The organism is Methylobacterium sp. J-088 (assembly GCF_022829295.1).
Lineage (GTDB): Bacteria > Pseudomonadota > Alphaproteobacteria > Rhizobiales > Beijerinckiaceae > Methylobacterium.
This window is the reverse complement of the sequence record NZ_JAKSYH010000083.1, coordinates 29,838-56,808: the sequence shown is the minus strand read 5'-3', so window position 1 is coordinate 56,808 and position 26,971 is coordinate 29,838. Positions and strand designations below refer to the sequence as shown.

General features: G+C 66.2%; 22 protein-coding genes and 1 pseudogene. 7 read left to right on the top strand and 16 right to left on the bottom strand.

Annotation, left to right across the window (positions count from 1 at the left end; genetic code table 11):
- Positions 1-175 precede the first annotated feature (175 nt).
- The 8 genes from hpxZ to MKK63_RS09760 form a co-directional block, all read right to left on the bottom strand.
- A complete protein-coding gene (gene hpxZ / locus MKK63_RS09795; RefSeq protein WP_244001100.1) occupies positions 176-574 on the bottom strand; it encodes an oxalurate catabolism protein HpxZ in 399 nt (132 codons plus the stop codon).
- The gene (locus MKK63_RS09790) at positions 575-1,756 is read right to left on the bottom strand and encodes an amidase (RefSeq protein WP_244001098.1); all 1,182 of its coding nucleotides are present in this window, start codon (positions 1,754-1,756) and stop codon (positions 575-577) included. It lies immediately after the preceding gene.
- Complete coding sequence (locus MKK63_RS09785) at positions 1,753-3,369, bottom strand: ABC transporter ATP-binding protein (RefSeq protein ID WP_244001096.1); 1,617 nt, start codon at positions 3,367-3,369, stop codon at positions 1,753-1,755. The genes MKK63_RS09790 and MKK63_RS09785 overlap by 4 nt, the downstream gene beginning before the upstream one ends.
- Positions 3,366-4,193: an ABC transporter permease gene (locus MKK63_RS09780; protein ID WP_244001095.1), complete on the bottom strand. Its 828-nt coding sequence runs from the start codon at positions 4,191-4,193 to the stop codon at positions 3,366-3,368. The genes MKK63_RS09785 and MKK63_RS09780 overlap by 4 nt, the downstream gene beginning before the upstream one ends.
- Before the next feature lie 2 nt (positions 4,194-4,195).
- Positions 4,196-5,167 (bottom strand): ABC transporter permease, encoded by a 972-nt coding sequence (locus tag MKK63_RS09775; protein WP_244001093.1) that lies wholly within the window; start codon positions 5,165-5,167, stop codon positions 4,196-4,198.
- Positions 5,168-5,171: 4 nt separating this feature from the next.
- Positions 5,172-6,791, bottom strand: coding sequence for an ABC transporter substrate-binding protein (locus MKK63_RS09770; RefSeq protein ID WP_244001091.1), 1,620 nt, complete (start codon positions 6,789-6,791; stop codon positions 5,172-5,174).
- Between the two features lie 417 nt (positions 6,792-7,208).
- Positions 7,209-8,792, bottom strand: a complete 1,584-nt coding sequence (locus tag MKK63_RS09765) for a GMC family oxidoreductase (RefSeq protein ID WP_244001089.1) — start codon at positions 8,790-8,792, stop codon at positions 7,209-7,211.
- Positions 8,789-10,348 carry an ABC transporter substrate-binding protein gene (locus MKK63_RS09760; protein WP_244001087.1) on the bottom strand — a complete coding sequence of 520 codons (1,560 nt, stop codon included), beginning with the start codon at positions 10,346-10,348 and terminating at the stop codon, positions 8,789-8,791. Before MKK63_RS09760 ends, MKK63_RS09765 begins: the two co-directional genes overlap by 4 nt.
- A gap of 139 nt (positions 10,349-10,487) precedes the next feature.
- Here MKK63_RS09760 and MKK63_RS09755 point away from each other — a divergent pair, with 139 nt between their 5' ends.
- From MKK63_RS09755 to MKK63_RS32195, 4 genes and pseudogenes are all read left to right on the top strand, one after another.
- Entirely contained in the window at positions 10,488-11,387 is a 900-nt protein-coding gene (locus MKK63_RS09755; protein WP_244001085.1) for a fatty acid desaturase, read from the top strand.
- On the top strand, positions 11,384-12,418 hold the full coding sequence (locus MKK63_RS09750) for an alpha/beta fold hydrolase (RefSeq protein WP_244001083.1): 1,035 nt from the start codon (positions 11,384-11,386) through the stop codon (positions 12,416-12,418). Before MKK63_RS09755 ends, MKK63_RS09750 begins: the two co-directional genes overlap by 4 nt.
- Positions 12,419-12,515: 97 nt before the next feature.
- Positions 12,516-12,959 (top strand): annotated as a pseudogene (locus MKK63_RS09745) (aldo/keto reductase); the annotation flags it as partial.
- A 97-nt stretch (positions 12,960-13,056) separates the two neighbouring features.
- On the top strand, positions 13,057-13,257 hold the full coding sequence (locus MKK63_RS32195; RefSeq protein WP_409564498.1) for a hypothetical protein: 201 nt from the start codon (positions 13,057-13,059) through the stop codon (positions 13,255-13,257).
- Between the two features lie 166 nt (positions 13,258-13,423).
- Here MKK63_RS32195 and MKK63_RS09740 read toward each other — a convergent pair whose 3' ends face one another.
- Both MKK63_RS09740 and MKK63_RS09735 read right to left on the bottom strand, forming a co-directional pair.
- Positions 13,424-14,056 carry a tyrosine-type recombinase/integrase gene (locus tag MKK63_RS09740; protein WP_244001105.1) on the bottom strand — a complete coding sequence of 211 codons (633 nt, stop codon included), beginning with the start codon at positions 14,054-14,056 and terminating at the stop codon, positions 13,424-13,426.
- Between the two features lie 326 nt (positions 14,057-14,382).
- Positions 14,383-14,667, bottom strand: coding sequence for a hypothetical protein (locus MKK63_RS09735; protein WP_043346816.1), 285 nt, complete (start codon positions 14,665-14,667; stop codon positions 14,383-14,385).
- 209 nt (positions 14,668-14,876) lie between these two features.
- Between MKK63_RS09735 and MKK63_RS09730 the strand changes: the two genes are divergently transcribed.
- Both MKK63_RS09730 and MKK63_RS09725 read left to right on the top strand, forming a co-directional pair.
- Positions 14,877-17,048 carry a hypothetical protein gene (locus MKK63_RS09730; protein ID WP_244001080.1) on the top strand — a complete coding sequence of 724 codons (2,172 nt, stop codon included), beginning with the start codon at positions 14,877-14,879 and terminating at the stop codon, positions 17,046-17,048.
- 431 nt (positions 17,049-17,479) lie between these two features.
- Positions 17,480-18,916 (top strand): carotenoid oxygenase family protein, encoded by a 1,437-nt coding sequence (locus MKK63_RS09725; RefSeq protein ID WP_244001078.1) that lies wholly within the window; start codon positions 17,480-17,482, stop codon positions 18,914-18,916.
- 333 nt (positions 18,917-19,249) lie between these two features.
- Here the strand turns inward: MKK63_RS09725 and MKK63_RS09720 are convergent, their stop codons facing one another.
- From MKK63_RS09720 to MKK63_RS09695, 5 genes are all read right to left on the bottom strand, one after another.
- A complete protein-coding gene (locus MKK63_RS09720) occupies positions 19,250-19,726 on the bottom strand; it encodes a flavin reductase family protein (RefSeq protein ID WP_244001076.1) in 477 nt (158 codons plus the stop codon).
- A gap of 55 nt (positions 19,727-19,781) precedes the next feature.
- Entirely contained in the window at positions 19,782-20,483 is a 702-nt protein-coding gene (locus MKK63_RS09715) for a creatininase family protein (RefSeq protein ID WP_244001074.1), read from the bottom strand.
- Entirely contained in the window at positions 20,470-22,020 is a 1,551-nt protein-coding gene (locus MKK63_RS31675) for an amino acid ABC transporter permease/ATP-binding protein (RefSeq protein WP_313901762.1), read from the bottom strand. Before MKK63_RS31675 ends, MKK63_RS09715 begins: the two co-directional genes overlap by 14 nt.
- Positions 22,021-22,053: 33 nt before the next feature.
- Positions 22,054-22,911 carry an ABC transporter substrate-binding protein gene (locus tag MKK63_RS09700; protein WP_244001072.1) on the bottom strand — a complete coding sequence of 286 codons (858 nt, stop codon included), beginning with the start codon at positions 22,909-22,911 and terminating at the stop codon, positions 22,054-22,056.
- A 65-nt stretch (positions 22,912-22,976) separates the two neighbouring features.
- Complete coding sequence (locus MKK63_RS09695) at positions 22,977-24,272, bottom strand: NtaA/DmoA family FMN-dependent monooxygenase (protein WP_244001069.1); 1,296 nt, start codon at positions 24,270-24,272, stop codon at positions 22,977-22,979.
- Positions 24,273-24,461: 189 nt separating this feature from the next.
- Here MKK63_RS09695 and MKK63_RS09690 point away from each other — a divergent pair, with 189 nt between their 5' ends.
- Entirely contained in the window at positions 24,462-25,388 is a 927-nt protein-coding gene (locus MKK63_RS09690; protein ID WP_244001067.1) for a LysR family transcriptional regulator, read from the top strand.
- A gap of 433 nt (positions 25,389-25,821) precedes the next feature.
- On the opposite strand, the gene MKK63_RS09685 is transcribed toward MKK63_RS09690, so the two are convergent.
- Positions 25,822-26,961, bottom strand: a complete 1,140-nt coding sequence (locus MKK63_RS09685; RefSeq protein ID WP_244001065.1) for a peptidyl-alpha-hydroxyglycine alpha-amidating lyase family protein — start codon at positions 26,959-26,961, stop codon at positions 25,822-25,824.
- Between the last annotated feature and the right edge of the window lie 10 nt (positions 26,962-26,971).

The window sequence follows — 26,971 nt, the reverse complement described above, 5'->3', positions numbered from 1 at the left end:
CGAATGGGCGATGATCTGCACCGCCCACAACCTCCTCAAGCTGGCCAAGGCCAGTCACTGAGCCCAAAGCCGACGCCCACGTCTGCCCACACTTCCACCCTCATCCCACCGCGTAAACTCGTTACTCGGACGGGCTCCTAGATGTGTCCAGTCCTCCGCGCCTGGCGATGATGCGTCACGACCCGATCGGCAGAATGGACACGTGGGCGGACACCACCTTCCATCCGAGACCGGGCAAGCGCATCCAGGTCTGGCTCTGACGCCCGATGCCGGTCTTACCACGCGGCTTGAACTCGAAATTGACGGTGGCGAAGTCGCTCCCCAGCGTCAGGATCTCCAGCCGGATCCGTGCCTCCTTGGTACCGCCCAGTGGCGGATCAGCCGCCACGCGGGCGGCGTGGATCTCGGCGAATCCGTAGCAGTTCTCGGTCAGCGCGTAGCGGATCGTGTGCGGACTGTCCCAGAAGGTCGCGTCGAGGACGGCGACATCCTTCTCGACGAGCGCCTGCTCGTAGCGCTCGAACAGAGCCGCGATCTCGGCCACGATCTCCGGGCGGTTCACCGTCACGTCCATTCAACCCTCCAGAGCGACCGCTAGGCGGATCAGATCGAGGTCGGTCCCGCGCGCACCGATGATCGACAAGCCGACCGGCGCGCCATCGACGTGGGCGCCCGGCAGATTGACCTGCGGGACGCCGGTGAGCCCGCCGTGGCTCGTGAGGCAGGCGATGCGCTCGCGCAGCGGATGCAGCGCGCCGAGCGGCAGCCCGCGCAGGGGTGCCGGGAACGGCGTCGTCGGGAGGCACAGGATCGTGCCGGGGGCCAGGAGCCGCGCGAGGCGGGCCCTTGCCTCGATCCGCATCAGGCTCGCGGCGCTGCGCTCGGCATCGGTCATCATCGAGCCTTGGATCAGCGAGCGGGCGACCGAGAAGGCCATGCGTGGATTGCAGGCATCGAGCCAGGGCTCGAAGGTCTGCCACGCCTCGCTGCTCTGCAGGACGCGCTGCGCCCGCTGCCACACGGACAAGCCCTGCGGCGCCAGGGTCACGTCGCGCCGGTTGCCGATCAGGGCGGCCAAGCGGTCGATCTGCGGGGCTAGCGCCTCCTGAACCGCGGCATCGGCGAAGCCGAGCGCGTCGGCGGCCACGAGCAACGTCCGCGGCAGACGGTCCGGCAGCGCTTGGCCGAACAGCATCGCGCCGACCCGCGCGAAGGTCACCGCGTCCCGGGCAAACCAGCCACAGGTATCCGAACTCGGCGCCTGGACGCAGATCCCGGAAAAGTCGATGCGGCCGTGCGTCGGCCGGATGCCGTAGAGGCCGCAAAAGCTCGCCGGCACGCGCACGGAGCCGCCGGTATCCGTGCCCAGCGCGAAGTCGCAGGCGCCCGCGGCCACCGCGGAGGCCGAGCCGCTTGACGAGCCGCCGGGCACCCGGTCCGGCATCGCGGGATTGAGCGGCGTGCCGTCGTGGGCGTTCTCGCCGAGGATCCCCAGCGAGACCTCGTCGGTGACCGTCTTGCCGACGACCGAGGCGCCTGCATCGAGCAGCGTCTGCACCACGCCGGCATGGCGGGTCGGCGTCGGGTAGACGCGCGGCCAGTCCGGGTTGCCGCCCCCCGTGGGGGTGTCCGCGACGTCGATCAGATCCTTGACGGTGAAGGCGAGGCCGGCGAGCGGCCCCGTCGCGGATCCGGCGACGCGGACGCGTGGTCCAGGTAGGAACGGGTCCGTCGAGAGGGGCTGCTCGGCTGTCATGCGGGGATCGGTTCCTGCCATTGTGCGCCAGGCACGGCGGCGAACAGCGCCTTCGTGTAGGGGTGCTTCGGCGCGTAGAAGATCTCGGACGTCGGCGCGACCTCGACCACCTGACCAGCCCGCATCACCGCGATCCGGTCGCAGACCTGCAGCGCGACCCGCAGATCGTGGGTCACGAACAGCATGCTGAGGTGCAGCCGCGCCTTGATGTCGGCGAGCAGCGCCAGGACCTGCGCCTGGACCGAGACGTCCAATGCCGAGACCGGCTCGTCGGCCACCAGGATCTCGGGCTTCATGGCGAGCGCCCGGGCGATGCCGATCCGCTGGCGCTGGCCGCCGCTGAATTCGTGCGGGAAGCGCTGCGCCGCCGCGGGGTCGAGGCCGACCAGCGCCAGCATCTCGCACGCCTGGACACGCGCGATCCTGGGTTCGGTGCCGTGGATGATCGGCCCCTCGGCGACGATGTCGACCACGCGCTGGCGCGGATCGAGGGATCCGTAGGGGTCCTGGAACACCATCTGCACGCGCCGGCGATGCGGACGCATCTGGCGGCGGCTCAGATCGGCGACGCTGTGCCCGGCGAGGATGATCTCGCCGCCATCGATGGGCATCAGCCGGGTGATCGCCCGCGCGAGCGTGCTCTTGCCCGATCCGCTCTCGCCGACGAGACCCAGGGTCTCGCCCCGCCGGAGCAGGACGTCCACGCCGTCGAGGGCCCGGGTGACACGACCGGCGAACAGGCCGCGGGCGCCGTAGGTCTTCTCGAGCCGCTTAGCCTCCACCACCAGGGAGGCGGTGCTGGCGGCGCGCCGCGGCGGCGCCACGAGCTTCGGCACGGCGGCGATAAGGGCGCGCGTGTAGGGATGCTTCGGCGCCCCAAGGACAGAGGCCGCGAGTCCCTGCTCGATCAGGACGCCCTTCTGCAAGACCGCCACCGTGTCGGCGATGTCGGCCACGACGCCGAAATCGTGCGTGATGAACAGGACGCTCGTCCCGTGCTCGCGCTGCAGCTCGCGGATCAGATGGAGAATCTGCGCTTGCGTGGTGACGTCGAGCGCCGTGGTCGGTTCGTCGGCAATGAGCAGCCGCGGATTCAGCGCCAGCGCCATGGCGATCATCGCCCGCTGGCGCTGACCGCCCGAAAGCTGGTGCGGGTAGGAGCGCAGGAGCTGCGCCGGGTCCGGGAGGTGGACGCTCTCGAGGAGCGCGAGGATGCGCGTCCGGCGGTCTGCGCGCCCGAGCGTCGTGTGGATCCGCAGGACCTCGTCGATCTGCCGTCCGATCGTGTGGAGCGGGTTCAGAGCCGTCATGGGCTCTTGGAAGATCATCGCGATGCGCGCGCCCCGGACGCGCCGCATCTGACGCGGTGGGATCGCGGCGAGATCCGCGCCCTCGAATAGGATGCGCCCGCCCGACACGCGCACGCGCGGCCCCGGGAGCAACCCGAGGATCGCGCGCGCCACCATCGACTTGCCCGATCCGCTCTCGCCGATCAGGCAGGTGACCGCGCCGGGCCGCAGGACGAGGTCGAGGTCGGAGACGGCATTCGGCCGGTCCGCGCCGGGCGGCAGCGTGATCGTCAGCTTCTCGATCTCGAGGACGGCGTCGCTCATCGCTCACGGAGCCTCGGGTTCAGGACCTCGTTCAGGCCGTCCCCGACGAGGTTGATGGCGAGGACGGTCAGCAGGATGGCCATCCCGGGGAACGTGCAGATCCACCACGCCGACCGGAGGACCGCGCGGCCCGAACTGATGATCAGGCCCCAGCTCATGACGTTGGGATCGCCGAGGCCCAGGAAGGCGAGCCCCGCCTCGATCAGGACCGCGGTGCCGATCAAGAGGGTGCCGACCGCGATGATCGCCGCGGTGCAGTTCGGCAGCATGTGGCGGAAGACGATGCGGGCATCGCCCGCCCCCAGGCCGTCGCAGGCCAGCACGAACTCGCGGCCGCCGAGCGCCACGAACTCACCCCGGACGAGGCGGGCGATGCCCGGCCAGGAGACGGCCACGATGGCCACAACCTCGCTGAAGAGCGACGGCGACAGGATCGCCACGATCAGGATCGCCAGCACGAAGGCGGGGATCGTCTGGAAGAACTCCGTGAGCCGCATCAGCGCGACCTCGACGCCGCCCCGGTAGTAGCCGGCCAGCCCGCCGATCAGGGTCCCGAGCAGGATCGCCGCACCGGTGGCGCTGAGGCCGATGATCAGGGAGGTGCGGGCGCCGTACGCGATCTCGGCGGCGACGTCCCGGCCCAGCGTGTCGGTGCCGAGCAGAAACGGGCCACCCGGCGGCTGGAGGGCGGGGCCCACGAGCCGGAACGGATCGCCCGGATAGAGGAGCGGCGTGAGCGCCACGAGGACGATCAGCCCGAGGAGCACCGCCGCGCCCGCGAGCGCGAGGCGGTTGCGCGCGAACCGCGCCAAGCCCGTGCGCATCGCTAGAGCTCCAACCGCGGATCGAGGCAGACATAGACGAGGTCGACCGCGAGGTTGATCACGACGACGAGGCAGGCCGAGACGAAGAAGATGCCGAGGAGCAGGTTGAGGTCGCGCGACTGAAGCGCGTTGAAGGCCAGCGTGCCGACCCCGGGCCAGCCGAAGACCGTCTCGACCACGATGGAGCCACCGATCAGGTTGCCGGCCTGAACGCCCGCCATGGTGACCACCGGCAGCAGCGCGTTGCGCAGGACGTGCCCAGCCATCACTCGCGCCTCGGTCTGGCCCTTGGCGCGGGCGGTGGTGACGTAGTCCATGCCGACCTGCTCCAGCACGGAGGCGCGCATCACCCGCGCGTAAACCGCGAGGTAGAACAGCGCGAGCGCGACGGCCGGCATGACGAGGTGGCGACCGACATCCCAGACCGCGTCCCAGCCCTCGTTGTCGGCGCCGACCGTATCGTAGCCGCTGGTGGGCAGCCAGCCGAGGCGGATCGCGAAGACGACGATCATCATCAGCCCGAGCCAGAAGCCCGGAGTCGCGTAGGCCACGAGGCTGACCAGGGAGATGACCGCGTCACGCCATGAATTGCGCCCGGTCGCCGCCACGAGGCCGAGGAGCGTGCCGATCAGCAACGCGGCCGCGAAGGCGGTCAGCATCAGCAGCCCGGTCGGCCAGAGCCGGTCGACGATCAGGCTCCCGACCGGGCTGTCGTTGCGGAACGAGTAGCCGAGATCGAGGTGGAGCATGTTCAGCAGGTAGACGCCGAACTGCGTGGCCAGCGGCTGGTCGAGGCCGAACTTGTGGCGCAGCTGCTCCATGTATTCGGGGCTCGCCGCGCCGCTCTCGCCCGCCAGCACGGAGGCCGCGTCGCCGGGGGCGAGGTGGATCAGGAAGAAGTTGAGCACGACGATGCTGAGCACCACCGGGATCGCCAGCAGCAGCCGGTAACCGAGGAACCGCGCGAGCCGCACGGGACTACTTGTCCATCCAGGCCCGTTCGAAGGCTTGCTGGGTTCCGAGCGGGCCGGTCGTGTGGTCCTTGAGGCGTCGGTTGAAGACGCTGACGTACTGCACGTCGATGAGCCAGATCATCGGGCTGTCCTCCGCCAGCACCTGCTGGACCGTCTTGTAGAGCGCGGCGCGCTTCTCCGCGTCCGGCTCGCGCGCGCCCTCGCCGAGCATGCGGTCGACGTCGGGATTCGAATAGAAAGTGTCGTTGACGAAGGTCACGCCCTTGCGGATCTGGCTGGTGAGGAACTGCTTGTTCAGCCCGTAGACCGGGTCGACGCCTTGGCTGAGGAACGGCTCGTTCAGGTCGTAATCGTAGTTGGTGTAGACGCGCCGCAGCCAGGTCGCGGTGTCCTCCGAGCGCAGCGTCACGGCGATGCCCACGATGGCGAGCGCCTGCTTCAGGTACTCGGCTTGCCGCAGCCACTGCTCACCGAAGGAATTGACCTCCAGATGCAGGGCGAAGCGGGTCCCGTCCGCGCCGCGCGGGGCGCCGGCCTCGTCGAGCAGCTTGTTGGCGATGTCCAGCCGGTCCGGCACGTCGTAGTGGCGCACGTCGTCGGTGTAGAGGCCGGCGGTCTTGAACTTGCGGCTGAGCGGGCCGGTGGCGGGCAGGCCGTAGCCGAACATCACGTCCTTGAGGATGACCTTGCGGTCGATGGCGTAGGCGATTGCCTGGCGCACTTCCTTCTTCTGGAGATGCGGGTGACGGCCATTCAGCTCCAGGACGCTCTGGGCCGGCGTCATCTCGTAGCCCTTGGTCGTCAGATCGAGGATCGGGTTGGTCTTCATGCGCGCGAGGTCGGCGTAGTTCACCGCGCTGTACCCGGCGAAATGCGCTTCCCCCGCCTCCATGGCGGCCGAGCGGGTGGCGGCGTCCGGGATGAAACGGGCGACGATCCGGTTGAGATACGGCAAGCCGGGCTTCCAGTACGTCTCGTTGCGATCGAGGCGGACGAACTGACCGCGCTCCCAGCTCGCGAACTTGAACGGGCCGGTCCCGATCGGCTTGTTGGCGCTGGGATTCTGCAGGACGTCCGTGCCCTCGAAGACCGAGCGGCACAGGATCGGCAGGTCGCGCCCGGAGAGCGCCTTCATGAGGTAGGGCGCCGGATTGGCGAGCCGCAGGATTGCGGTCATCGGGTCCGGCGTATCGACGGCCACCAGCTCCGCAAGCATGACCGGCGCGATCGGATTGTACTTCTTCAAAATCTCCATGAGGGAATACTGCACGTCGGCACTGGTGAACGCCTTGCCGTTGTGGAAGGTCACGCCATCCTGGAGCTTGAATGTGATGGTCTTGCCGTCGGGCGTGACCTCCCACGACTTCGCGAGGTTCGGCTGTGGGTTCTGGTCCCAGTCGTAGGTGCACAACCCTTCGTAGACCTGCGTGGCGATCGGCGGGATGTTGCCCGCCGACACCGCGTAATGGGCCAGGGTCGAGGGCTCGGGATGGACGATCATGACCATCGTGCCACCGCGCTTCGGCTCGGCGGCCTGCGCGCCGCTCGCGGCGGCCGCGAGGCCGAGGGGAAGCGCCAGAACCGTGCGGCGGGAAAGATTGGTCACGTCGGACGTGCGAGACAAGCCAGAAGACTCCTGAAGCGTCCAGCCCTTTCGCAACACGCGTGCCATACAGATGCGACGTAGATGGATCCATTACGCCGCAAGAGTGAGGGTATTATTTCACGCAACAGTCGCTTGCGCTGAAAGATTGGGCGCATCATCGCGCCGACTTCACCCGATACGGGCGTTATGATGGCCAGCTCGACGGATCAGTGGCAGGCCGGCACAGCGCCATCACGACAGCCCCACGACGATCAGGTGGCACGCATCGGAATGCGAGAAAGGCGCATGCCTAGTGCTCCGACGCATTCACTTCGTTCATGCGAGTGAGCACTAGTTCTTTGGTTTTGCATCAATTTTTCCAGACTCGGCTGACGCCTCCGTCTGGATCGATGCACTAGGAACCGGGGAAACGCCATCGCCACGCCTCCACGACGGTCAAGTCCTCTCCTCGCGCATCCGCCGCGCAAGGTTCTCGCCGATCATCACGCAGGTGAAGTGCAGGTTGGCCCGGCAATCGCTCGGCATGATCGAGGCGTCGCAAACCCGCAGCCCGTCGAGTCCTCGGACCTTGAGATTGGGATCGACGACACCGGATGCGTCCTGCCAGCCGGTCATGCGGCATGTGCCGGCCGCGTGCTGGATGTCCCCGGCCTCAACGAGCATGAGGGCATCGAGTTCGTCGTCCGGGAGGTGTGCGGCGTCGCCGATCGAGAGTGGGCTTTCGCCGAACCGGATCGCCGTCGCGAGACCGGCCAGGGCCGGGTTCTCCGACAGGCCCGCGAGGCGGCGCACCGCGTCGCGCATCCGCAGGCGATCGCGCGGGTCATCAAGCATGTTCTCGTCGATGACCGGGTTGGCTTCCGGATCGGCCGCGGTGAGGTGCAGCGTCCCGCGCGAGAACACGTCGTAGAGGCCGACGCCGATCGCGCCCTGCGGCGTCGGTGCCGGCCCGGTCAGCGTCCGGTGGTTGTAGGCGACGAAGATCATGTCGCGCTCCCCGCCGCCCGCGAGGCCGCTCGAATAGGTGACGCAGCAATTGGTGTGGCGCGCATCCGGACCGAGGGCCCGGTGTTCCGGCTTCAGATCGATGGTCGCCCGTAGGATCGGGTGGTCCATGAAGTTGCGGCCGACCGCGTCGTGCGCCTGTCGGACGGGGATACCGAGGGCGCGGAGCGGCTCGGCCGGTCCGATCCCGGAACGCATCAGGATGGCCGGGGAGTGGACGGCGCCGGCGCACAGAACGATCTCGCGGCCCTGGATCTCGGTCCAGGGCTCCGTACCGAAGCGCACGCGCAGGCCGACCGCCCGTCGTCCCTCGAACAGGACGCGGTCGACCAGGGCCTCGCAGCGGATCTCCAGATTCGGCCGGTCGCGCGCCGGTTCCAGATAGCCGTCATTGGTGGTGACACGGTGACCGCCGCGGCTGTTGATCGGGTTGCACGAGACCCCCTCGCCGGACGGCGCGTTGAGGTCCGCCTTCCAGGGATGGCCGGCCGCCAGGGCAGCGGCGCGAAGCCCCAGATCGACCGCGCCCCAGGCCTCCGGCTTCGCGCGGTAGACCGGGAGCGGACCGCCGCGCCGGGCGCCGTCTGCGGTGCCGAAGTCGTCATCGTCCTCGATCCAGTCGAAGAGGGGCAGCACATCCCCGGCCGACCAGCCGGTGCAGCCCTGCTCCGCCCACGCGTCGAAGGCCGCGGGCACGCCCCGGATCGCGATCTGTGCGTTGACCGTCGAACTGCCGCCGAGCGCGCGACCGCGCCAGTAGAAGCGGGGCTCCTGCGCACGGGTCCGCCGGCTCATCAGTCCCGGCCACTGCCAGTCCGCCTGATGGGCCGGGTCATACATGAACGGGATAATGTTCGCCGAGCGCAGCGCCGGCGGCGCATCGGCGGAGCGCCACGCGCGTCCGGCTTCCAGCAGGAGCACCCGGCGGCGCGGATCCTCCGAGAGGCGGGCCGCCAAAGCCGCTCCGGCGGAGCCGGCACCGACCACGATGACATCGTACGGGGCTGGGCTCATGGCTTCGCGACGTTCCAGAAGAGCGGGATGGCGGAGGGGATCAGACCGGTGAGTGAGGTCCGGTAGGCGGCGGGCTGCGCGAACTGGCCGAAGGGCACGACCAGCCCCTCGCCGTAAATGATCGCCTGGATCTCGCCCGCGATGGCGCGCCGCGTGTCCAGATCGGGCTCGCGGGCGAAGCGGTCGAACAGGGCGACCATGCGCGGGTCGCACATGAACCCGGAACTCGCCGCGTCCTTGCAGTTGAAGTTGATCGCGGAGTTCGTCAGCGGCGAGCTGAGATCGAGCCCGAGTGCATGGATGCCGAAAACGCTCCAGCCGACCTTCTTGGTGCGCCGGGCGAGCAGGGCTGCCCAATCCATAACCTGCAGATCCACAGTGAAGCCGGCCTGCTTCAGCCGGTCGGCCAGGATGGTCGAGGACACGCGCGCCGCCTCGAGATCGTTGGCCACCATCACGATCACCGGCTCGCCCTTGTAGGCGGTCGCCTTCAGGGCAGCCCGGGCCGCCGCCACCGAGGGGTCGTGCAGGAGTGCCGTCGCCACATGGGTCTCGTAGGGCGAGCCGCAGATGAAGAAGGCGTCGCAGGTCTGCGAGAAGCGCGGATCGAGGCCGAACCCGTCCAGAACCTCGCGCTGATCGACGAGCCGCAACAGGACGCGCCGGATCGCCGGGTCGTCGAAGGGCTTGGACGCCGTGTTGATGCGATAGTGACCCGTGAATCTGTGCGGGCCGGTGAAGTTCATCACCGCCAGGTTTTTGTTGGCCTCGATCTGACCGACCAGATCGAAGGGCGCGTATTGCATGTAGTCGATCTCGCCAGCGCCGAGGGCGCCCGTCGCCGTCGCCCCGTCGGGGATGACGCGGATGTCGAGGGCGTCGACCTTCACGACCTTGCCGCCGGCCAGGAAGTCGGTCGGCTCGGGACGCGGCCGATAATCGGGGTTCCGGCGCAGCAGCATGTGGTCGCCGGGGATGTGGGCGGCGCGGTCGTACACGAACGGACCGGATCCCACGACCTCAGAGAGCTGCGTCGTGGGGGGCGTCGCGGCGAGCCGCGCCGGCATGATGAAGGGCGCGGGGCTCGACGTCGTGCCGAGCGTGTCGAGGACGAGACCGTAGGGCTCCCGCAGCGTCAGCACGACAGTCCGGTCGTCCACGGCCTCGAGGCCGGCGGTCACGTCCATGAGCCGGCCGCCCAGCGCGCTGCGGGCCGCCCAGCGCCGCAGCGAGGCGACGCAGTCGGCGGCCCGGACCAGCGCGCCGTCGTGGAAGCGCAACCCGTCGCGCAGGGTGAAGCGCCAAGTCAGACGGTCATCCGACACCGACCACGTGTCGACCATCTGCGGCCGGAACACGCCCGTCGCGTCCGGCGCGAACAGGGTGTCGTAGACCATGTAGCCGAAGGTCCGCGTGATATAGGCCGTGGTGAAGTAGGGGTCGAGGGTGACGATCTCGGCCTCCAGAACCGCCTTCACCGTCGTTTCCGCGCGGCCGGAGATCGGCGCAAGCAGCGCCGCGGCCGCGAGCAGGCCGGAAAACCAGAATCGTCTCATGCATATTCACCCTTCGCCCACCCCCGGAGGCAAGCGGGATACCAAGCCGATCGCGCGCCTGGGGCATGCGCTTAGGTACCGGCATGGATGCTGCAAAGCCCATGCGTCTCCGAGGCGCTCAAACAGTCCAGGGAAACGAATGGCCTCCGCAAGTGGACGGTTTCTCACAGGTACCGAGGTGAAGGTGCTGTCGCTGCGCTCGGATCGGCGCGGCGCCATCCGCCTCGGCGCGCATCTCCTGATGCTGGCCGGGGCCGGCTGGCTGGTCTGGCAATCGGGGTCTTGGACGCTGCTGCCCGCCATGCTGTTGCTGGGCATCGCGCAATCGGCCCTGTTCGCGCCCATCCACGAGACCGTCCACCTGACCGCTTTCCGCTCGCGTAGGGCCAATGCGGTCGTCGGCTGGCTGGTGGCCTGTCCGTCGCTGCTGAACTGGCACTTCTATACGGCCTTCCATCTCGCGCACCATCGCCACACCCAGGATCCCGAGCGGGATCCGGAACTCGCGCTGATGCCGCCCTCCACCCTGGACGCCTATGTCTGGCGCGTGCTGGCGCTGCCCTACTGGCGAACCCGCCTGCAGGTGGCCTCGGCCGGCCTGCGCGGCGATCTATCTGCCTACCCGTTCGTCACCGATCGCGCCGCGCTCCGCATCATCCGCTCGATCCGGTCGATGTGTGCGTTCCTGCTCGCCGGGGCAGCCCTCGCCGTGGTTCTGGTCGGCTGGTGGGCGCCCCTGATCTTCTGGATCGGGCCGCAGCTCCTCGGGCAGCCGTTCCTTCGGCTCTACCTCCTCACCGAGCACACGCTCTGTACGATGGACGGCAACGGCCTGACCAACACGCGCACGACCTTAACCAACGGCCTTACGCGGCTCCTCATGTGGAACATGCCCTTCCACACCGAGCACCACCTCTACCCGTCGATCCCGTTCCACCGCCTTCCGGACGCCCATACCGCGCTGCGCGCGCGGCTTGGCGTGCTGCAGCGGGGCTACGCCCGCTGGCATGTCGGCTTCGTGCGGACGCTGCGTCCGTGAGCGGCTGGGCGACGGCCACCCGAACCTTCGCACTCGGCGACTTGACGCTTCAATCGGGGGCGGTGCTGCCCGGCGCGCAGCTGCGCTGGAAGACGCACGGCACCCTGTCGCCCAGGCGCGACAATGTCGTGCTCTACCCGACGAGCTACGGGGCCCAGCATCCGGACCTCGAATGGCTGATCGGCCCCGACGGGGTGCTGGATCCCGGCCGCTGGTTCATCGTCATCCCCGACATGTTCGGCAACGGGCTGTCGTCGAGCCCGTCGAACACGCCGGATTGGCCCGCCCTCGTCACCGCCTGGGACAACGTCCACGCGCAGCGCCGTCTGCTCGCCGAGGTGTGGGGGATCGCGCACCTGCACGCCGTCTATGGCTGGTCCATGGGCGCGCAGCAGGCCTATCACTGGGCAGCCCTGTTCCCCGATCACGTGGAACGCGCGGTGATCAACTGCGGCAGCGCCCGCACCGCCACCCACAACCGCGTGTTCCTGAAAGGTCTCATGGCGGTGCTGGAGGCGGCGCCGGAGCATTGCGGCGGGGGCCGCTTCTCGGCCGAGCCGGCCGCCGCCCTCCGGGCCTTCGGGCGCATCTATGCGGGCTGGGCGCTCAGCCAGGACTTCTACCGGGCGGATCTCCACCGCACCGCGCTCGGCGCCCCGGACCTCGACACTTTCCTGCGAACCGACTGGGAGGAGCGTTTCGCCCGCCGCCCCGCGGCCGATCTCTACGCGCAGCTCTGCACCTGGGAGGCGGGCGATATCAGCCGCGATCCGCGCTACGGCGGCGATCTCACCCGGGCGCTCAACGCGATCACGGCCCGGCTGCTGCTGATGCCGGGCGAGACGGATCTCTACTTCCGCGTCGCCGACAACGCCGCCGAGCTGCCGCACCTGCGCGGTGCCGTCCTGCGGCCGATCCCGAGCCTCTGGGGTCACCGCGCCGGCAACCCGTCGACCAACCCGGCCGACGCCGCCTTTCTCCGCGACACCGTGCGGGCTTTTCTGACCGCAGCCGAGGCGAGCGCGGCTTGACCACCGGGCCCATCTCCCGTCGCGGGGAAAGCGGACCTGGGTGCGCGTGTTAGACGGTCGGGCGCACCGCGCGTTGCGCGATCGTACAGAGGATCTCATGGACTACAGGCAGTTCGGACGCTCCGGCCTCACCGTGCCGGTGCTAAGCTTCGGCACCGGTACGTTCGGGGGGACGAACGAGTTCTTCCAGCGCTGGGGGCAAACGGACGTATCCGAGGCGACCCGCATGGTCGATCTGTGCCTCGATTCCGGCGTCAGCTTCTTTGACACGGCCGACATCTGTTCAGCGGGCGCTTCGGAGGAGATCCTGGGTCAGGCCCTCAAGGGGAAGCGCCAGCGGGCGCTGATCTCGACCAAAGCGACGTTCCGCTTCAACGACGAGCTGAACAAGGTCGGGTCCTCGCGTTATCACCTGATCCGCGCCTGCGAGGCCAGCCTGAAGCGGCTCGGCACAGACCATATCGACGTCTACTTCATGCACGGCTTCGACGCGCTAACGCCCGTGGAGGAGACGCTGCGGGCCCCCGACGATCCCTGCAGACTCAACCAGAAGACCTCCTCTACGCCCTGCCGCGAGGCCCGACGCATCGTCCCGGACTGCTCCGGATGGCCGGTGACGACGGGGCGCGATCGAGAGGGTGGTCTGGGCCCCAGCGCCGGCTGCATTCTGGGCCTTCGTGGCCGCCATTCCAGAACCGCTTGCGATTGGCAATCTGCGACTCGCCGACGGGACTGCGCCGAAAGGCTTCCTGAAAGAGGCGGCGGCCGTCGCCGGGGCGGTCGACCTCACGCGGTGGGGCGACTGGCGCCGCTGCACAGCCAGCCGTGCCGCGCCATAACTGATTTGGCGATGCCAAAAATCCATGACGTTAAGGATTGACGATGTACGTTTCTGAAGCGTCCGCTTACGAGGCGTTGTTACAGTCAGCTTGATGACCGCATTGGGCGCTTTGCAGCCGGGCCGGTTTGAAAGCCCCTCGACCCGGGAGCCGAGGGGGCCAGTGCTCAAATCTCAGTGCCTTCCGCTAGGGTCAGAGCATCCTCAACGTCGACACCGAGATACCTGACCGTGCTCTCGATCTTGGTATGGCCGAGCAGGATCTGGACGGCACGTAGTTTGCCAGTCCGCTTGTAGATCAACGACGCCTTGGTGCGACGCAGGGAATGGGTTCCGTAGTCCTCGCTGCGCAGCCCGATGCCCGTGACCCACTCATCGACCAAGCGTGCATACTGTCTGGTGCTGATGTGCGTGACGCCGTCGAGCCGGCTCGGGAAGACATGGTCGTCGAGCGATCCACCCCTGGCCTCTAGCCAGGAGAGGATGCTGGTACGGGCGGGTTCGAGCAACTCGAACTGCACTGGTCGACCGGTCTTACGCTGGATGACGATGGCGCGACTACGGACGCGACCACCGCTGACGAGGTCGCCAATCTTGAGTTTGACGATGTCGCAGCCGCGCAGCTTGCTGTCGATGGCGAGGTCGAACATCGCCCGGTCGCGCGTGCGCCGTTCACGGTCGAGCCAGAACCGGATGGCCCAGACCTGCTGAGGTTTGAGGGCGCGCTTGGCGCCGAGCTTGCGGCCGGCGTTCCAGGCCGGCCGTCCTTTGGTGGCGGGATCGTGTGCGGAATGCCCTATCGCCTGTCTCCTTGCCGGCCCCTGCCGACAAGGCGAGGAGACACCCGAACCGATGGACTGAGATGAGGGCGAGCATTTGCGGACGTTCCGCTGACGACCCAACCCAGCCGCATGAGCCGATTTTGTGGCTGCCAGAAAGCGGCCGTAAGCGCTTATTTCTGCGGATGGCAGAATTGGCCTAAATCGGGCTGCCTTGCTTCCGGGAGGAGGTAAGGGAAGTGGCCGTTCGTGCGGTACTGGCTGAACGGTAAGAAACAACCGAATTCAATCGCACTGGCTATCCCGCTGGATGCCTCTGACCAGACATTCAACAAGTGTTCGATCGATCAGCCTCCCCCCTTGATCGGCATCAGGCTTTTGCGGTCGATCTCTGGCATCTTCGCCATCTGGTCGAAGGGCACCACCGCCATCACGTGACCGTCTGGCATCTTGATGACGTTAAACTGCTTGCCAGTGATCTTGTCGGTCGCCATCGCAACCATGAGCTGCATCGGCTCGAACGGTGTGACGACAAAATCATGCCCCCAGGCGCCGACAAGACTCGACAGGGAGGCTGTAGCCACCCCCGTGCCGGCGAGGAGAGCGACAGCCGGCAGAATTGCGCGCATCATGATGGATTCCTTCCGGTTCGATCGATGGGATTTCGCAGGCCCGGGCCAAGCCGTTACCGGGACGGGATCGTCATCACCCGCCCCGTAACGGAGAGCCCACGGCGAACGAAGGGCGGCAATGCGGTAGGACGGAGAGGAATCGCGATGACGCTGCATGCCCTCCGGCTAATGCGGCAACCCTTGGTGCGACCGATCAGGATGCGGGCGCAATGAGTGTCGAACGGGCGACGGCGCAGGGCGAGCGGCGGCGCGCCGTATATCGAACGGCCTTCGGGCTCGTTCGTGGGGTGCTGTACGCGTTGCGTACCACGGCCCGGATCGCTGGCGCGCTCGTCCTCGCGGCCTTCGGTATCCTATTCCTGAACTACGTCGTGCTCGCGACAGACAAGGCGCACGCCTATCGCAACCTCGACCCGAGCCTCGCCGAATGCCGTGACGGGCTCGCGAAGGGCTGGACGGTCCTGGCCGATACCGGCCGTGAGACCCTGCGGGCGGCGATGCCGTCCGACGGCGACGGCTGGGTCGATGCCAGCAACGACGAAGACAGGGCGATCGCGACGGATGCGCGTTGGACGACACGGCTGCGTTGCACTCTGCAGCGCCACATCGTCCCGTCCCGCGAGGCCGGCGGACGGGACCTCGCCTACCACCTCGGTTTCATCGAGTTCCAGGAGGATGGCGAACCTTACGCGTTGGTTTCCCGCGAAGGGGCGAACGACACGGCCATCGACAGCGCGATGCTCCGCCACGCCATGGACACCGAGATGCGGGCCAAGGGCCTGCCGGCCACGATGGTCAAGCCCGTCATTACCCAGCTCGATGCCCTGAAGCAGCATCTTTCGACCGGGTCGCACTACGTGATCGCCTTCGTCCACGGCTGGCGGCACGACGCGCGGATCGGCGACGGCAACGTGGCGGATCTGCGCCTCTACGCGGCCCACGCGGCCCGTTTCCTTGCGCAGCGCTGCCCGAGCGACCCGAGTGTCTGCGATATGGACGTCACGGCGATCTATATCGGCTGGCGTGGGGCGCGTGTCGACGAGCGCGGTCTGCAGCTCTGGTTCGGCGACGCGATCGGCGGCTTCTTCGGCAACCTGTCGGCCGGCGCCACCTTGTTCGATCGAAAGCCGGTGAGCGAAGCCATCGCGCCGGCGGCGATCTCAGCCCTTCGCACACTCGAGACCACGCTCGGCGCGCCGGGCGCGCACAACAAGCTGATCGTCGCCGGGCACAGCCTCGGCGGCAACATGCTTGCGAGCGGGCTCAAGGACGACATGGTCAAGGCGGTGCACCGCCATCGGTTTGGAGAAACCCTACCGCCGGTCCTGGGCAATCTCGTGGTCCTGATCAATCCCGCCTCCGAAGCGAGCAAGTGGACTGCAATCCAGCGCGAGGTCTGGTTGCAGCTGGCCGACCATGCCGATGCGCACACGCCGGCTTCAGAGGTTGAGCGCGGCGACGGCTACTTCCCGCCCAACCAGCGGCCGGTCCTGATGTCGGTGACGGCGACTCTGGCCTTCCCGGCCGGTGGCCTGCGGCCTGGGGACTGCGCGTGGATCGGTCTCGATGTCGATGACGCCTTCGCGGCCGCCCGCCGCAAGATCCGGAGCCGGCTCTCGGCGACGGACAGCATGTTCGATGCGGGCGTCGACTACGATCGGGCGACCCACGACCTGTTCCCGACCTTCAAGTTCGATTTCCGCCCGGCCGCGGGCTTTCTCGACCGTGTGGCGGCGCGGTTCGAGGGCCGCCAGCCCCGTGGTGAGAGCTGCACCCCCCCGGCGCCCATCGACCTCGGAGCCGGATTGCTGACGCTGCCGCTGCGCACCCTGTCGCTCCTTGCTGCAACCTTCCCGTTCCAGAACACCGCCCGAGAGGATTCGCACACCATCGGCAATCTCGACCCGCCGCGGCCGGCGGCCGGCGTGCTCGCGGATGCCCAGCCTTCGGCTGCGCCCTTCGGCACGACCCACGAACTGCTTGGGCTCGATGATCCGGGCCTTGAGCGACACCACCCCTATGCCACCCTCGCCGATGCCGCTCTCGACTGCCCACGCTCCGACCGCTGGCTGACGCGAGCCCGGATGGCGCGCGCCGACCGGCGCGGCAACTTTTGGGACAGCGCCGCGCTCGCGCCTGGCGGATCCGGCGAGAACGGCCCGGCCGCTCGCTTCCTGCACGGCCTTCAGTTGACCGGCATTGCGCCGATCACCCGCCCCAACGACCCGTTCTGGAATGTCCGGGCTTTCGACAATGCTCTCTCACGCCACGACGGCTACCGGCTGTCTTCGTTCATCTGTGCGCTGAACCAGCTCGTGATGGACGACATCAACGATGCGCCGTTGTCGATTAGTGATCACCGAGACACGCAAATCCAATAGAGCCTGCCTCGAACATCCGGTTCCCCAAGCTAGCGCCCCGAAGCGGACCGGCAGCTCTCCACCCAACCCAAACGTTCAGGGTGCCAGCGTGCGGGACTGGAACTGGCCGAAAGCGGCTGGTCCGCTTCGGAGGTGGTCGGCTGGAAAAGCGGACGGCCTCCTACCGACCCAATCACGCCGAAGAAGCTCTCCGATGGCAAATCCGCAAGCGGCCATTTATCCGGCGGCTGGAGGCGTCCGGGCGCTTGGCTGACCGAGCCGTCGACGTAGCGATCCACTTCCGTCGCACAGCGGTACGTAGTTGGATACATCATCGGCAAGATCGCCCAGTCGTCTCAAACGAACAGAGTTGACATTCATGCCCGGAAAAGGGGCAGGCCTCCATCGCGAGGGCCTTCGCTCTCCCTCCGATCGCCCCGAGCCAGCGCCAGATGCCGAACTTGATAGAGTCCAGCCTGCGTGCCACCGCCGAGGGCCTTGTCGCGCTGGTGGCGGCCTGCAATCGGCTGCGCCTTCCGTGGACGCAGCACCCCTTCGTAATCGGCGTCCACACGCCGATGCGCGAGGAGCTGACCCTGCGGAATCTGTGCGTGAGCGGGACGATCCCGGCGGGGCTCAACGGCCGCTACCTCAAGATGGGCGCCAACCCCGCCGGCCCGACGACGCGCGGCCACGACTGGTTCCTGGGCGACGGCATGGTGCACGGTCTCTGCATCGAGGACGGAAAGGCCTTGTGGTACCGCAACCGCTGGATCGGCTCGCGTGCGGCGTCCGCAGCGCTCGGCCGGCCCGCTGCCCCGGGGCCGCGCCGCGGCGACGACACCGTCAACACCAACGTCGTCGAGATCGGTGACCGCGCCTTCGCCGTGGTCGAGGCCGGCAGCTTTCCCGTCTTGTTGTCCGAGGACTTGGAAACGCAGCGCTACGATCCTTTCGACGGCACCCTCGCCGGCTCCTTCAGCGGACACCCGCATCGCGACCCGGCGACCGGTGAGACACATGCCATCGCCTATGACGGCCGCATCTGGGACAGCGTGCGCCACGTCGTCATCTCGCCCGCCGGTCGCGTCGTGCGAGACGTGTCGATCCCGGTCGAGCACGGCCCCTGCATCCACGATTGCGCGATCACGACGCGCTTCGTCGTCGAGCTGGACCTGCCCGTCACCTTCTCGATGCGGGCGGTGCTGGCAGGACACCGCTTCCCGTTCCGCTGGAACCCAGGCCATGGCGCCCGCGTCGGCCTGCTCCCGCGGCATGGTACGGCCGCCGACATCGTGTGGTGCGCGGTCGAGCCGTGCTTCGCCTTCCACGTCGCCAACGCCTACGACGACGTTGACGGGCGCGTGGTTCTCGACGTCGTCGTCTACGAGCGGGTGTTCGCCTCGGCCGGCGGCGGCCTCGACGCACCGGGTTGGCTGGAACGCTGGACCGCCGACCCGGCGACGGGGCAGGTCGACCGTCGGGTGATCGATCCCGCGGCGCAGGAGTTCCCCCGGATCGACGAGCGTCGCTTCGGACAACCCCACCGGTACGTTTACACGGGCTCCGTCCCCGCCGACGGCAACACGCAGCTCGTGGACGCGACGCAGATCTACAAGCATGACCTGGCAACGGGGGAGCGGCGTGTGCACGAGTTCGGCCCTGACAGTATCCCGGGAGAGTTCGTCTTCGTGCCGGCCAGGCCGGAGGCCGGCGAAGACGAGGGCTGGCTCGTTGGGTTCGTCGTCGACTCGGCGAGCGACACGACTGATTTCATCATCCTTGACGCGCGCGCGTTCGAGGCGGCGCCCGTCGCCACGGTCCACCTCGGGCACCGGATCCCGCCAGGCTTTCACCGGAACTGGTTTCCAAAGCATATGGCCGGGTGACTGTCGCCGGATGCTTCGGCACCCGGTACGCGTTCATGTGCCGTAGGGTGTGCGGTAGTCGACCCCGCCGCATTTCGGTCAGTCGGAGTCCAGATGCCGGCGGCGCCCCGGCCTTGCAATCGTAGGATCGCAAGGTCGACCAAGTGGGAACCTCGGCGCATCACCGAACGACGTCAATCCTGCAACGACCGAAGCCTCGCGCAGCCGCTCCAGGGTGCTGGTCAACACATCAGGGCGAGTCGCGCACCGGCGTATAAATGCATGAAGGGCTCCCCGGTGGAATCGAATAGCGGCAGGGTACGAGAAATCACAACGCCGTATCGTCGTAGACAATCATATGCGTACTGGATGATGATATCCGCGGTCATAGTACAGGACCGGCATATCGCCAGAGGTGATATGGGCTGCCTCGAACTCGACCAGAACGATTGCGTGATCGCTAACGGGTATGACGTCGATGATCACTCCTTCCATTCGTGCGATTGCACCTTTCAGCGTCGGCACCCCACGGGGCATGCTAATTGTCTCAACATCTTCATAGCCTTCCGCCCCTATCTTCCTGGCAAATCGCTCTGACAGATGGATCTGATTTTTACTCAGGATAGAGATGCCGACCGGACTGCCAACCCTTGCATATTGAAAGCTATCGTTCTGCTGGCGAACACAAAAAAGCACGGTGGGCGGTGCCGCACAGACCGACGTGACCGACGTCGCCGTGAATCCGTGCACCCCTGTTTCAACCGAAAAGGTCACAATGCAGACGCCCGATGCCAGATGGCGAAAGTAGGCTTTGTAATCTTCGGTAATCATCTCTGAACTTTGGCAATAAAGCCTCGGGGTGGACGCGGGATCTGCCCAGGTTCGATCAATCCCAATCTTCCTCGAGGAGGGCCCGTGTTTCCGCGACGGCGACCGCCCAGACCGCGTCCATCTCCGCATCATCCCGCTGATATGATCCGCCGAAGCTCCCGTCGCCGAGGAGCGCCCGCGAACCGGCCGGACTCGATCGGCGCATTCGATCTACGTCGATCGGTTGTTTCGGCTTCTCGGGTCCCCTGATGTTGGGCAGGCGAGTCCACGGGAAATTCTCCGACCAGGAAGCGTGCGTCGCAACCGGTTCAAGCTTGTGCAATGCCGCCAGCGTCTGCGGCGCGATCCACCAATTGTGGAAGCGGACGCGGCATTCTGGGTTCTGAGCGACCCACTCGATCGCGCCGGTCGCGGCCGGTATGTTTCCGCCGTGAGCATTGCACAGAAGGATCCGTCGGAAGCCTGTCCGTTTTAGGCTGTCAAGCACGTCCGCGAGGATGGCGAGGTAGGTTGTCAGACGAAGCGAAACAGTACCGGGGAAGTCGATGAAATGCGGTGTGACTCCGTAGCTTAGGACCGGAAAGACCGGCACGCCGAGAGGTGCAGCGGCCTCGGCGGCGATACGTTCGCTCAGAAGGCTGTCCGTCGCGAGGCTCAGCTGTGCGTGCTGCTCGGTCGAGCCGAGAGGTAAGATGCAGCGGTCGTCGATGCGAAGGCGGTCCTCGACCTGGGACCAGTTCATCTCAGCGATGAGCATGGGATATCTCCTCAGGCGCTACGTGAGACTGCTTTGCGTCGACCATGCGAAGGAAGCGACGCGTACGCTCGTGCTTGGGCTGCTCAAGAACCTCGGCCGGAAACCCCTGCTCGACGATGACACCCTCGTCCATGAACACCACGCGGTCGGCTACCTCACGCGCGAAACGCACCTCATGCGTCACGATCAGCATAGTCATCCCCGACGCCGCTAGGCTGCGAATGACCGCCAGCACCTCGCCGACGCGCTCGGGGTCCAGCGCGGAGGTCGGCTCGTCGAAGAGCATCAGTCGTGGGGCGATCGCCAGGGCCCGCGCGATCGCGACTCGCTGCTGCTGGCCACCCGACATCCGGTGGGGAAGATGACCCGCGTGCTCGCCGAGCCCGACGCTCTGGAGGAGATGCAGGCCACGAGCCCGGGCGCGCGTAGCATCCTCGCCGTAGACGCGAATCGGCGCCTCGACCACGTTCTCGAGGGCCGTGAGATGATTGAATAGGTCGAAGTGCTGGAAGACCATCCCGATCCGAGCGTCGGCCCGAGCTTTTGCGAGGTTGCGCGCCGGGCGTAGGCCGCCGGCCCCTCGTTCATAGCCAACATACCGGCCGCCGACGCGGATCTCACCCCAATCGACGGGTTCGAGATGGTTGACGAGACGCAGGAACGTACTTTTCCCGGAACCGCTCGGGCCCATCAGGACGACGACCTCGCCGCGCCGAACATCGAGGTCGATCCCTCTCAGGACCTCCCGCTTCCCGTAGCTTTTCTGGACGTTGTGACCGGCGACGAATGGCTCGGCACCCGCCGCCTGCGCGTCCCATCCGGTGATCTCTGCGACGAGATCTGGTAGCGGCGCACGCTCGCTCGCAGCGGAGAGCGAGGGCTCCGCCACCGGCCGCTCGCGCAGATGGTCGAAACGACGCTCCAACGCGGCTTGGCCCAACGCGATGACGCTGGTCATAAAGAGGTAGATTAAGCCGGTCGCTGCGAACACGGCGAAGAACCGAAAGTTCTGACCGACGATTTGCTCCGATCGAAAGGTCAGCTCGTTCACGAAGATCACGGACGCGATAGACGTACCCTTGATCATGCTGATCGCTTGATTGCCGAGGCCGGGCAGGATCGCCCGCATGGCCTGCGGCAGGACGATGCGGCGCAGTGTGAGGACCGGCCCCATCCCAAGCGATGCCGCGGCGATTGTCTGATTGCGCCCCACCGCCAGAATGCCGCCCCGGATGATCTCCGCGCTGAACGCAGCCTCGTTCAAGGCGAATCCGACGACGGCGGTGGTGAAGTTGTCGAGGGTAATGCCGACGGCGGGCAGGGCGTCGAAGATGAAGACGAGTTGCAGGAGCAGCGGCGTGCCGCGCACGAACCAGACGTAGAACCACGCCACGCCGCTCAAGAACTTGTTACCGGTCAGCCGCAGCAACGCCAGGCCGAGGCCGAGGATCAGACCCAACACCATTGCGAAGGTGGCGATCTCGACCGCGATCAGCGCCCCCTGCCAGAGGAACGGTAGGAACAAAAACTCGAGCACGTCGATCTCGAACTATCGCGAAATGAAATTGCGCTACTGAGTGAACCCCTCGACGGGGAGCATGAGCGAGGGGTCAACGCCGTACTTGACCATCAGCTCTTTCATGGTTCCGTCGGCCTGAATCTGCTGGAGGGCATCGGCGATGGCGGGCTGAAGCCCGGCGAAGGTACGCGTAATCCCCGGGCCGACCTTGTAGTTTGTCTTGATCAGGAAAGCCTGGGCGAACTCGGCGCCATTCGTCTTCGCGACATTGCCGGCAAAGCCTCCGTCGGTGAGCATGAGGTCGGCTCGGCCGGCTTGGACGAGCCTCATGCCGCTGGGCTTGTCGGGGTAGGTCGCGATCTCCAAGGCTGGTTTACCTGCGGCCACGCACGTGTCGCTCGTCTTGTGTAGGAGCACCTCTTCGACGGTGCCGAGGCCGGCAACGCCCTTGATGCCGCAGGTGTCGGTGAGCGCGGTGATTTTCTTCGGGTTGCCCGCCTTTACAAGGGCGCCGGTCGAAGCGAAGACGTATGTGACGAAGTCAACCTGCTGCGCTCGTATGGGTGTGTAATACAGGTTGTTCCACATGACGTCCGCTTGACCCGCGATAACCGCGGGCAGAAGGCCGGACCACTTGCCGATCTTCGTCTCGGTCTTCATCCCGAGGCATTTGAACGTGGCCACGGCGAGATCGTTGTCGAGACCGCGCATCGTCTCGAAGTTGCCTGCATCCCGGAAGGTGTAGGGCGGGCTCTCGCCGTCCTGCGCGAGGCGAACGGTGCGGCCCACCAGTGCGGGATACTTGGCGGTTAAGGCTGCCCTGTCACAGGCTAACGTCGGAGCACCCCAAAGCGCCGCCACGGCGATGCCGACGAGCGACGAGGCCCGGAGGGAGAGGAGAGCATGCATCGTCGGATTTCCCTTGGGTCGCGGGTGGCGGTGCAGGATGCGGGCCGCTGGAAATGCAAAGGTCGTCAGAACGCCAGCAGGTTGTCCCGGAACAGCGCGTGCTCGTATCCAGATCTCAGCAGGCCACGACGCCGGAGGGCGGGCGCAAGCCCATCGGCGATCTCCGCGATGCTCCGCCGGGTCAGCGCCTCCGTGATCAGGAAACCGTCGCCGCCCACATGCTGGATCACCTCATCCATCTCGGCGGCAACGTCGTCGGGGGTGCCGACGAAATCGATGCCACCGCTGCTCGTGTCGGTGGCCATCTCGCGCAGGGTCTTCTTGCCGGTCCCCGCTGTGAGATTCTGCGTCAGAGCGCGCGAAGCGTTGGTTTTCACCTCCGGCAAGGGGGCGTCGAGGTCGAACTTCGAGAAGTCGATGCCGCTGAGGAACGACATGTAGGCGAGGCGCGCGTCGAGATTTTCCCGCGTCGCCGCATCGAGGCGCTCCTTCCTGTCCACGGCTTCCGACCGCGTCTCCCCCAAGACGATCGACGTCGAGAACAAGATCTTGCAGGAAGCGGGATCACGCGAGGCCGCGCGCATCGTGGCATGGACGTCGTCGCGGTAGGCGCGTGCACCCTCTGATCCGCGGGCGCGGGCGATCACTGTGTCGGCGCGCTGGGCGGCGAACGCCTTTCCAGCCGCGGACCCCCCCGCTTGGCAGATGACCGGCCGCCCTTGCGGTCCCGGCGGCATATTTAACGGACCGCGACACCTGAAGTACTCACCCTCGAAGTCGATTGGGGTGACCCCTCCCGGGTCGGTGAACACGCCGGTTGTTGTGTCGGCTTTGATCGCGTCGGGCGACCAGGACCGCCAAAGCTGGTCGACTACCTCGATCCACTCGTCGGCCATGCGATAGCGCAAGTCGTGTTCATGGTGCTGTGCGAGACCGAAGTTCTGCGCCGAACGGTCGTTGTGCGCAGTAACGAGGTTGAAGCCGACGCGGCCACCCGTCAGGTGGTCGAGCGTCGCGCCGAGCCGCGCAGCGAGATAGGGAGGGTAGAACGCGGTCGTCATCGTGGCCACGATGCCGAGGCCGCGCGTCGCCTGCCCGAGCAGGGGCACGAGTGGCATCGGATCAGCTTTTGGCACCGCCACGGCGTTGCGCAGATACCAGTCGGCCGAACCCTGGAAGGCATCGGGCACGAAGGAACCGTCCTCGATGATCATGTAGTCGAAGCAGGCCCGATCCAGGGCGCGCGCGAGGTCGATGTACAGGGACGGATCGAGCCAATCCCTGCCGCATAGACTTGACCAGGGCTGCTTCCACCCGTGGACGGCAGTGCCCTTCCCAACGAACCAACCGAAGTGGATCATGTCTACCTGATCCTTGGATCTCGCAATAAATCAAGAAATTGATCAGCACGATTACCATTTAAATCTGCGGTTCTACCGAAGTATTGCCGCAGTTCGAGCTCGAGGCTGCAAAGCGCCGGACATATCTACATCTGGTCAACTGCGACAAAGCAAATGAAATCATGGCATCACGATTCATGCGGAAATGGCATGGAATCTGATTGCCGTGACGGCATGCGGTCCGCCAATCTCGAAACGTTTCTCTGGACCGTCCGCTTGGGCAGTCTCAGTGCTGCCGCGGAGCGCCTTCATCTGACGCAACCCGCTGTCACGCGCCGGCTTCAGGAGCTGGAGCGCGACCTTGGCGTAAAGCTGTTTCGCCGCTCGGGAAGGCTTGTGACGCCGACCAACGCGGCGCAGGCTCTGCTTCCAAAAGCGGAACTTGTCCTGCGCGAGATCGCTGCGATGCGCGCTACCGTTCAGGCTGTCGATGAGTTCCGAGGCAGGGTTCGTATCGGAATCGCCGAACTGATCGGCTTGACGTGGCTGGACCGCCTCCTCACGCGCATCGAGACAACCTTCCCGAATCTTGATGTCGAGATCGAAGTCGAGGTGGCATCGGGCCTTGTCGAGGGCCTCAAACGCCGCAGACTCGATGTCGTTTTTCTGCCAGGCAAAACGACCATCGACGGCGTAGCTCAGGAGACGATCGGATCTCGATCCCTACGCTGGATCGCACGCCCGGATCTTGCCCTCCCATGCGGTATCTGTTCGCCGGACATACTCCGGGAGATGCCGATTATCCTGATGCCCAAAGGCGCGGAATGGTATGATCTTGCGATGCGGTGGTTCGCTGCTGCGGGGGTTCAGCCGAGACGCGTGCGTACGTGTAACTCGGTTAGTGTGCAGACCTCCCTGGTAAGGAAGGGTTTGGGCTTCGGTGCGATGCCCGTAGATTTGATCCATGACGAGCTATCAAATGGTAGCTTGGTCGCATTGCCCGGATTGCCGACACTGCCTCGCGTGATCTACTCGGCCGCGTACATAATGTCCGATGCATCGCCCGTCATGCCGCAGATCGTGGCGATAGCTAAAGCCGAAAGTCAGTTCGTAAATAATATTGATGTCGAAGAATGATCATCAAAAATAAACATCAAATCATCTTTCTCACAATGCCTGTGTTTCTGAGGATCGTGGCATCAGGAAATGCAACGATGGGTTGATCATGACGGTATCGCTGACGGTGCAATCCGGCACCAAGGCCATCGTCGAGGTTTCGTCCGCTTTCGGGATCCTGCCAGTCACGCCTAACCGACTGGGTTGGGCGCGAAGCCGAACGTCCGGTTCCGCACGCTATGGCGAGCCGGCGTGACGTAGTCTGGCCGATTCCAGCCCGCCCGCGTCTGGATATGGAACCGCAAAAGCGGACGTCGTTGTAACGCACTTTCACGACCCGAAGCACACCCCGGATAGGTTCAATTCCAGGCACTCGGTGAAATAGAACCTAACGACTGAATAGGTAGATTTGACAGTGTCCGCTTTTCGGCTGAAGAGCCGCCGAATACGCGCATCAGGGGTGTAGAACCAGCTTCTGCGGGCGCCAGTTCAGCAGTTCGCCGACGTAGATCTCGTGCTCGGACGGGCAGGCGATTTCATGGATCCAGCCGAACTGCTTGAGCTGCTTGCCCGTCTCGCCGAGCACACCTAGTACCTTGCCATCGAGCGACAGCTTGTAGATCCGCCCCGGAAAGGCATCAGCGACGAAGAGCACCTGCTTCGGTCCGGGCGTGATGCACAGTGCCCAGGGTGCGCCCGGTGTGAACAGGTCGACCGTGGAGCGGTCCTTGGCCGGTTTGCCGCGAATGATGGCGCGCGCCTTGTCGTAGTCGAACGGCACGTCGATCTTGATGATCCGCTGGATGTGTCCGCCGGTGTCCATGACCTGGATACGAGCGTTGCCCCGATCGGCGATGTAGATGTTGTCGTTCGCGTCCGAGGCGATGGAATGCAGGGTGCGAAACTGACCCGGCTCGGTGCCGTAGCTGCCGTAGGAATCGACCCAGTTGCCGTCCTTGTCGATCTTGGCAATGCGCGAATTGATATAGCCGTCGCTGATGTAGGCGTTGCCGGCCTTGTCCCATGCCACGTCGGTGACCTGTCGGAATTGGCCCTGCACGGGCGGCAACGGCGGCATGGGGTGCTTCCAAGGTTCTGCAGTATCGTCGGCAGCCTCGATCTTGCGACCCCAGACCATGGCGACGCGACCCTCGGGGGTGAACTTCACCACCATATCCGAGCCCTTGTCCATGACCCAGATGTTGTCCTCGCGATCGACGCGCACGACGTGGGCGTAGGACCACGCGTAGAGTCCGTGGCCGATCTCCCGGATGAACGTGCCATCCGGGTTGAACTCCAAGAGTTGGGCTGCAGCGGCGCCGTAGGCCGGCCCCTGAGTCGCCCCGCGCGACAGGATGAAGATGTGCCCCTTCGAGTTCAGAGCAATGCCCGCCACCTCACCGAAATGGATGTCCGGCGGCAGCTTCAGGAAGTCCGGGATCGAGTCGAACGCGATCTCGGGAATCTGCGTCGCGGGGACCGAGGATGTCGCCATTGACACAGGAGGTGCTTCACCCGGCTTGACCTCGTCAGCGCGGACCGACGACAGCGTGAGGGCGAGCGCGCCCACAGCAACGCAAAAGGAGCGGATCATCGCGGACTTC

What these genes read in the sequence shown, in the direction of transcription:
- MKK63_RS09720 (WP_244001076.1), bottom strand. Translation starts at nt 19,726, where the DNA reads ATGATTACCGAAGATTACAAAGCCTACTTTCGCCATCTGGCATCGGGC.
- hpxZ (WP_244001100.1), bottom strand. Translation starts at nt 574, where the DNA reads ATGGACGTGACGGTGAACCGCCCGGAGATCGTGGCCGAGATCGCGGCT.
- MKK63_RS09785 (WP_244001096.1), bottom strand. Translation starts at nt 3,369, where the DNA reads ATGAGCGACGCCGTCCTCGAGATCGAGAAGCTGACGATCACGCTGCCG.
- MKK63_RS09700 (WP_244001072.1), bottom strand. Translation starts at nt 22,911, where the DNA reads ATGCATGCTCTCCTCTCCCTCCGGGCCTCGTCGCTCGTCGGCATCGCC.
- MKK63_RS09765 (WP_244001089.1), bottom strand. Translation starts at nt 8,792, where the DNA reads ATGAGCCCAGCCCCGTACGATGTCATCGTGGTCGGTGCCGGCTCCGCC.
- MKK63_RS09780 (WP_244001095.1), bottom strand. Translation starts at nt 4,193, where the DNA reads ATGCGCACGGGCTTGGCGCGGTTCGCGCGCAACCGCCTCGCGCTCGCG.
- MKK63_RS09695 (WP_244001069.1), bottom strand. Translation starts at nt 24,272, where the DNA reads ATGATCCACTTCGGTTGGTTCGTTGGGAAGGGCACTGCCGTCCACGGG.
- MKK63_RS09760 (WP_244001087.1), bottom strand. Translation starts at nt 10,348, where the DNA reads ATGAGACGATTCTGGTTTTCCGGCCTGCTCGCGGCCGCGGCGCTGCTT.
- MKK63_RS09685 (WP_244001065.1), bottom strand. Translation starts at nt 26,961, where the DNA reads ATGATCCGCTCCTTTTGCGTTGCTGTGGGCGCGCTCGCCCTCACGCTG.
- MKK63_RS09715 (WP_244001074.1), bottom strand. Translation starts at nt 20,483, where the DNA reads ATGCTCATCGCTGAGATGAACTGGTCCCAGGTCGAGGACCGCCTTCGC.
- MKK63_RS09730 (WP_244001080.1), top strand. Translation starts at nt 14,877, where the DNA reads ATGAGTGTCGAACGGGCGACGGCGCAGGGCGAGCGGCGGCGCGCCGTA.
- MKK63_RS09725 (WP_244001078.1), top strand. Translation starts at nt 17,480, where the DNA reads ATGCCGAACTTGATAGAGTCCAGCCTGCGTGCCACCGCCGAGGGCCTT.
- MKK63_RS09755 (WP_244001085.1), top strand. Translation starts at nt 10,488, where the DNA reads ATGGCCTCCGCAAGTGGACGGTTTCTCACAGGTACCGAGGTGAAGGTG.
- MKK63_RS09735 (WP_043346816.1), bottom strand. Translation starts at nt 14,667, where the DNA reads ATGATGCGCGCAATTCTGCCGGCTGTCGCTCTCCTCGCCGGCACGGGG.
- MKK63_RS09790 (WP_244001098.1), bottom strand. Translation starts at nt 1,756, where the DNA reads ATGACAGCCGAGCAGCCCCTCTCGACGGACCCGTTCCTACCTGGACCA.
- MKK63_RS09690 (WP_244001067.1), top strand. Translation starts at nt 24,462, where the DNA reads ATGGAATCTGATTGCCGTGACGGCATGCGGTCCGCCAATCTCGAAACG.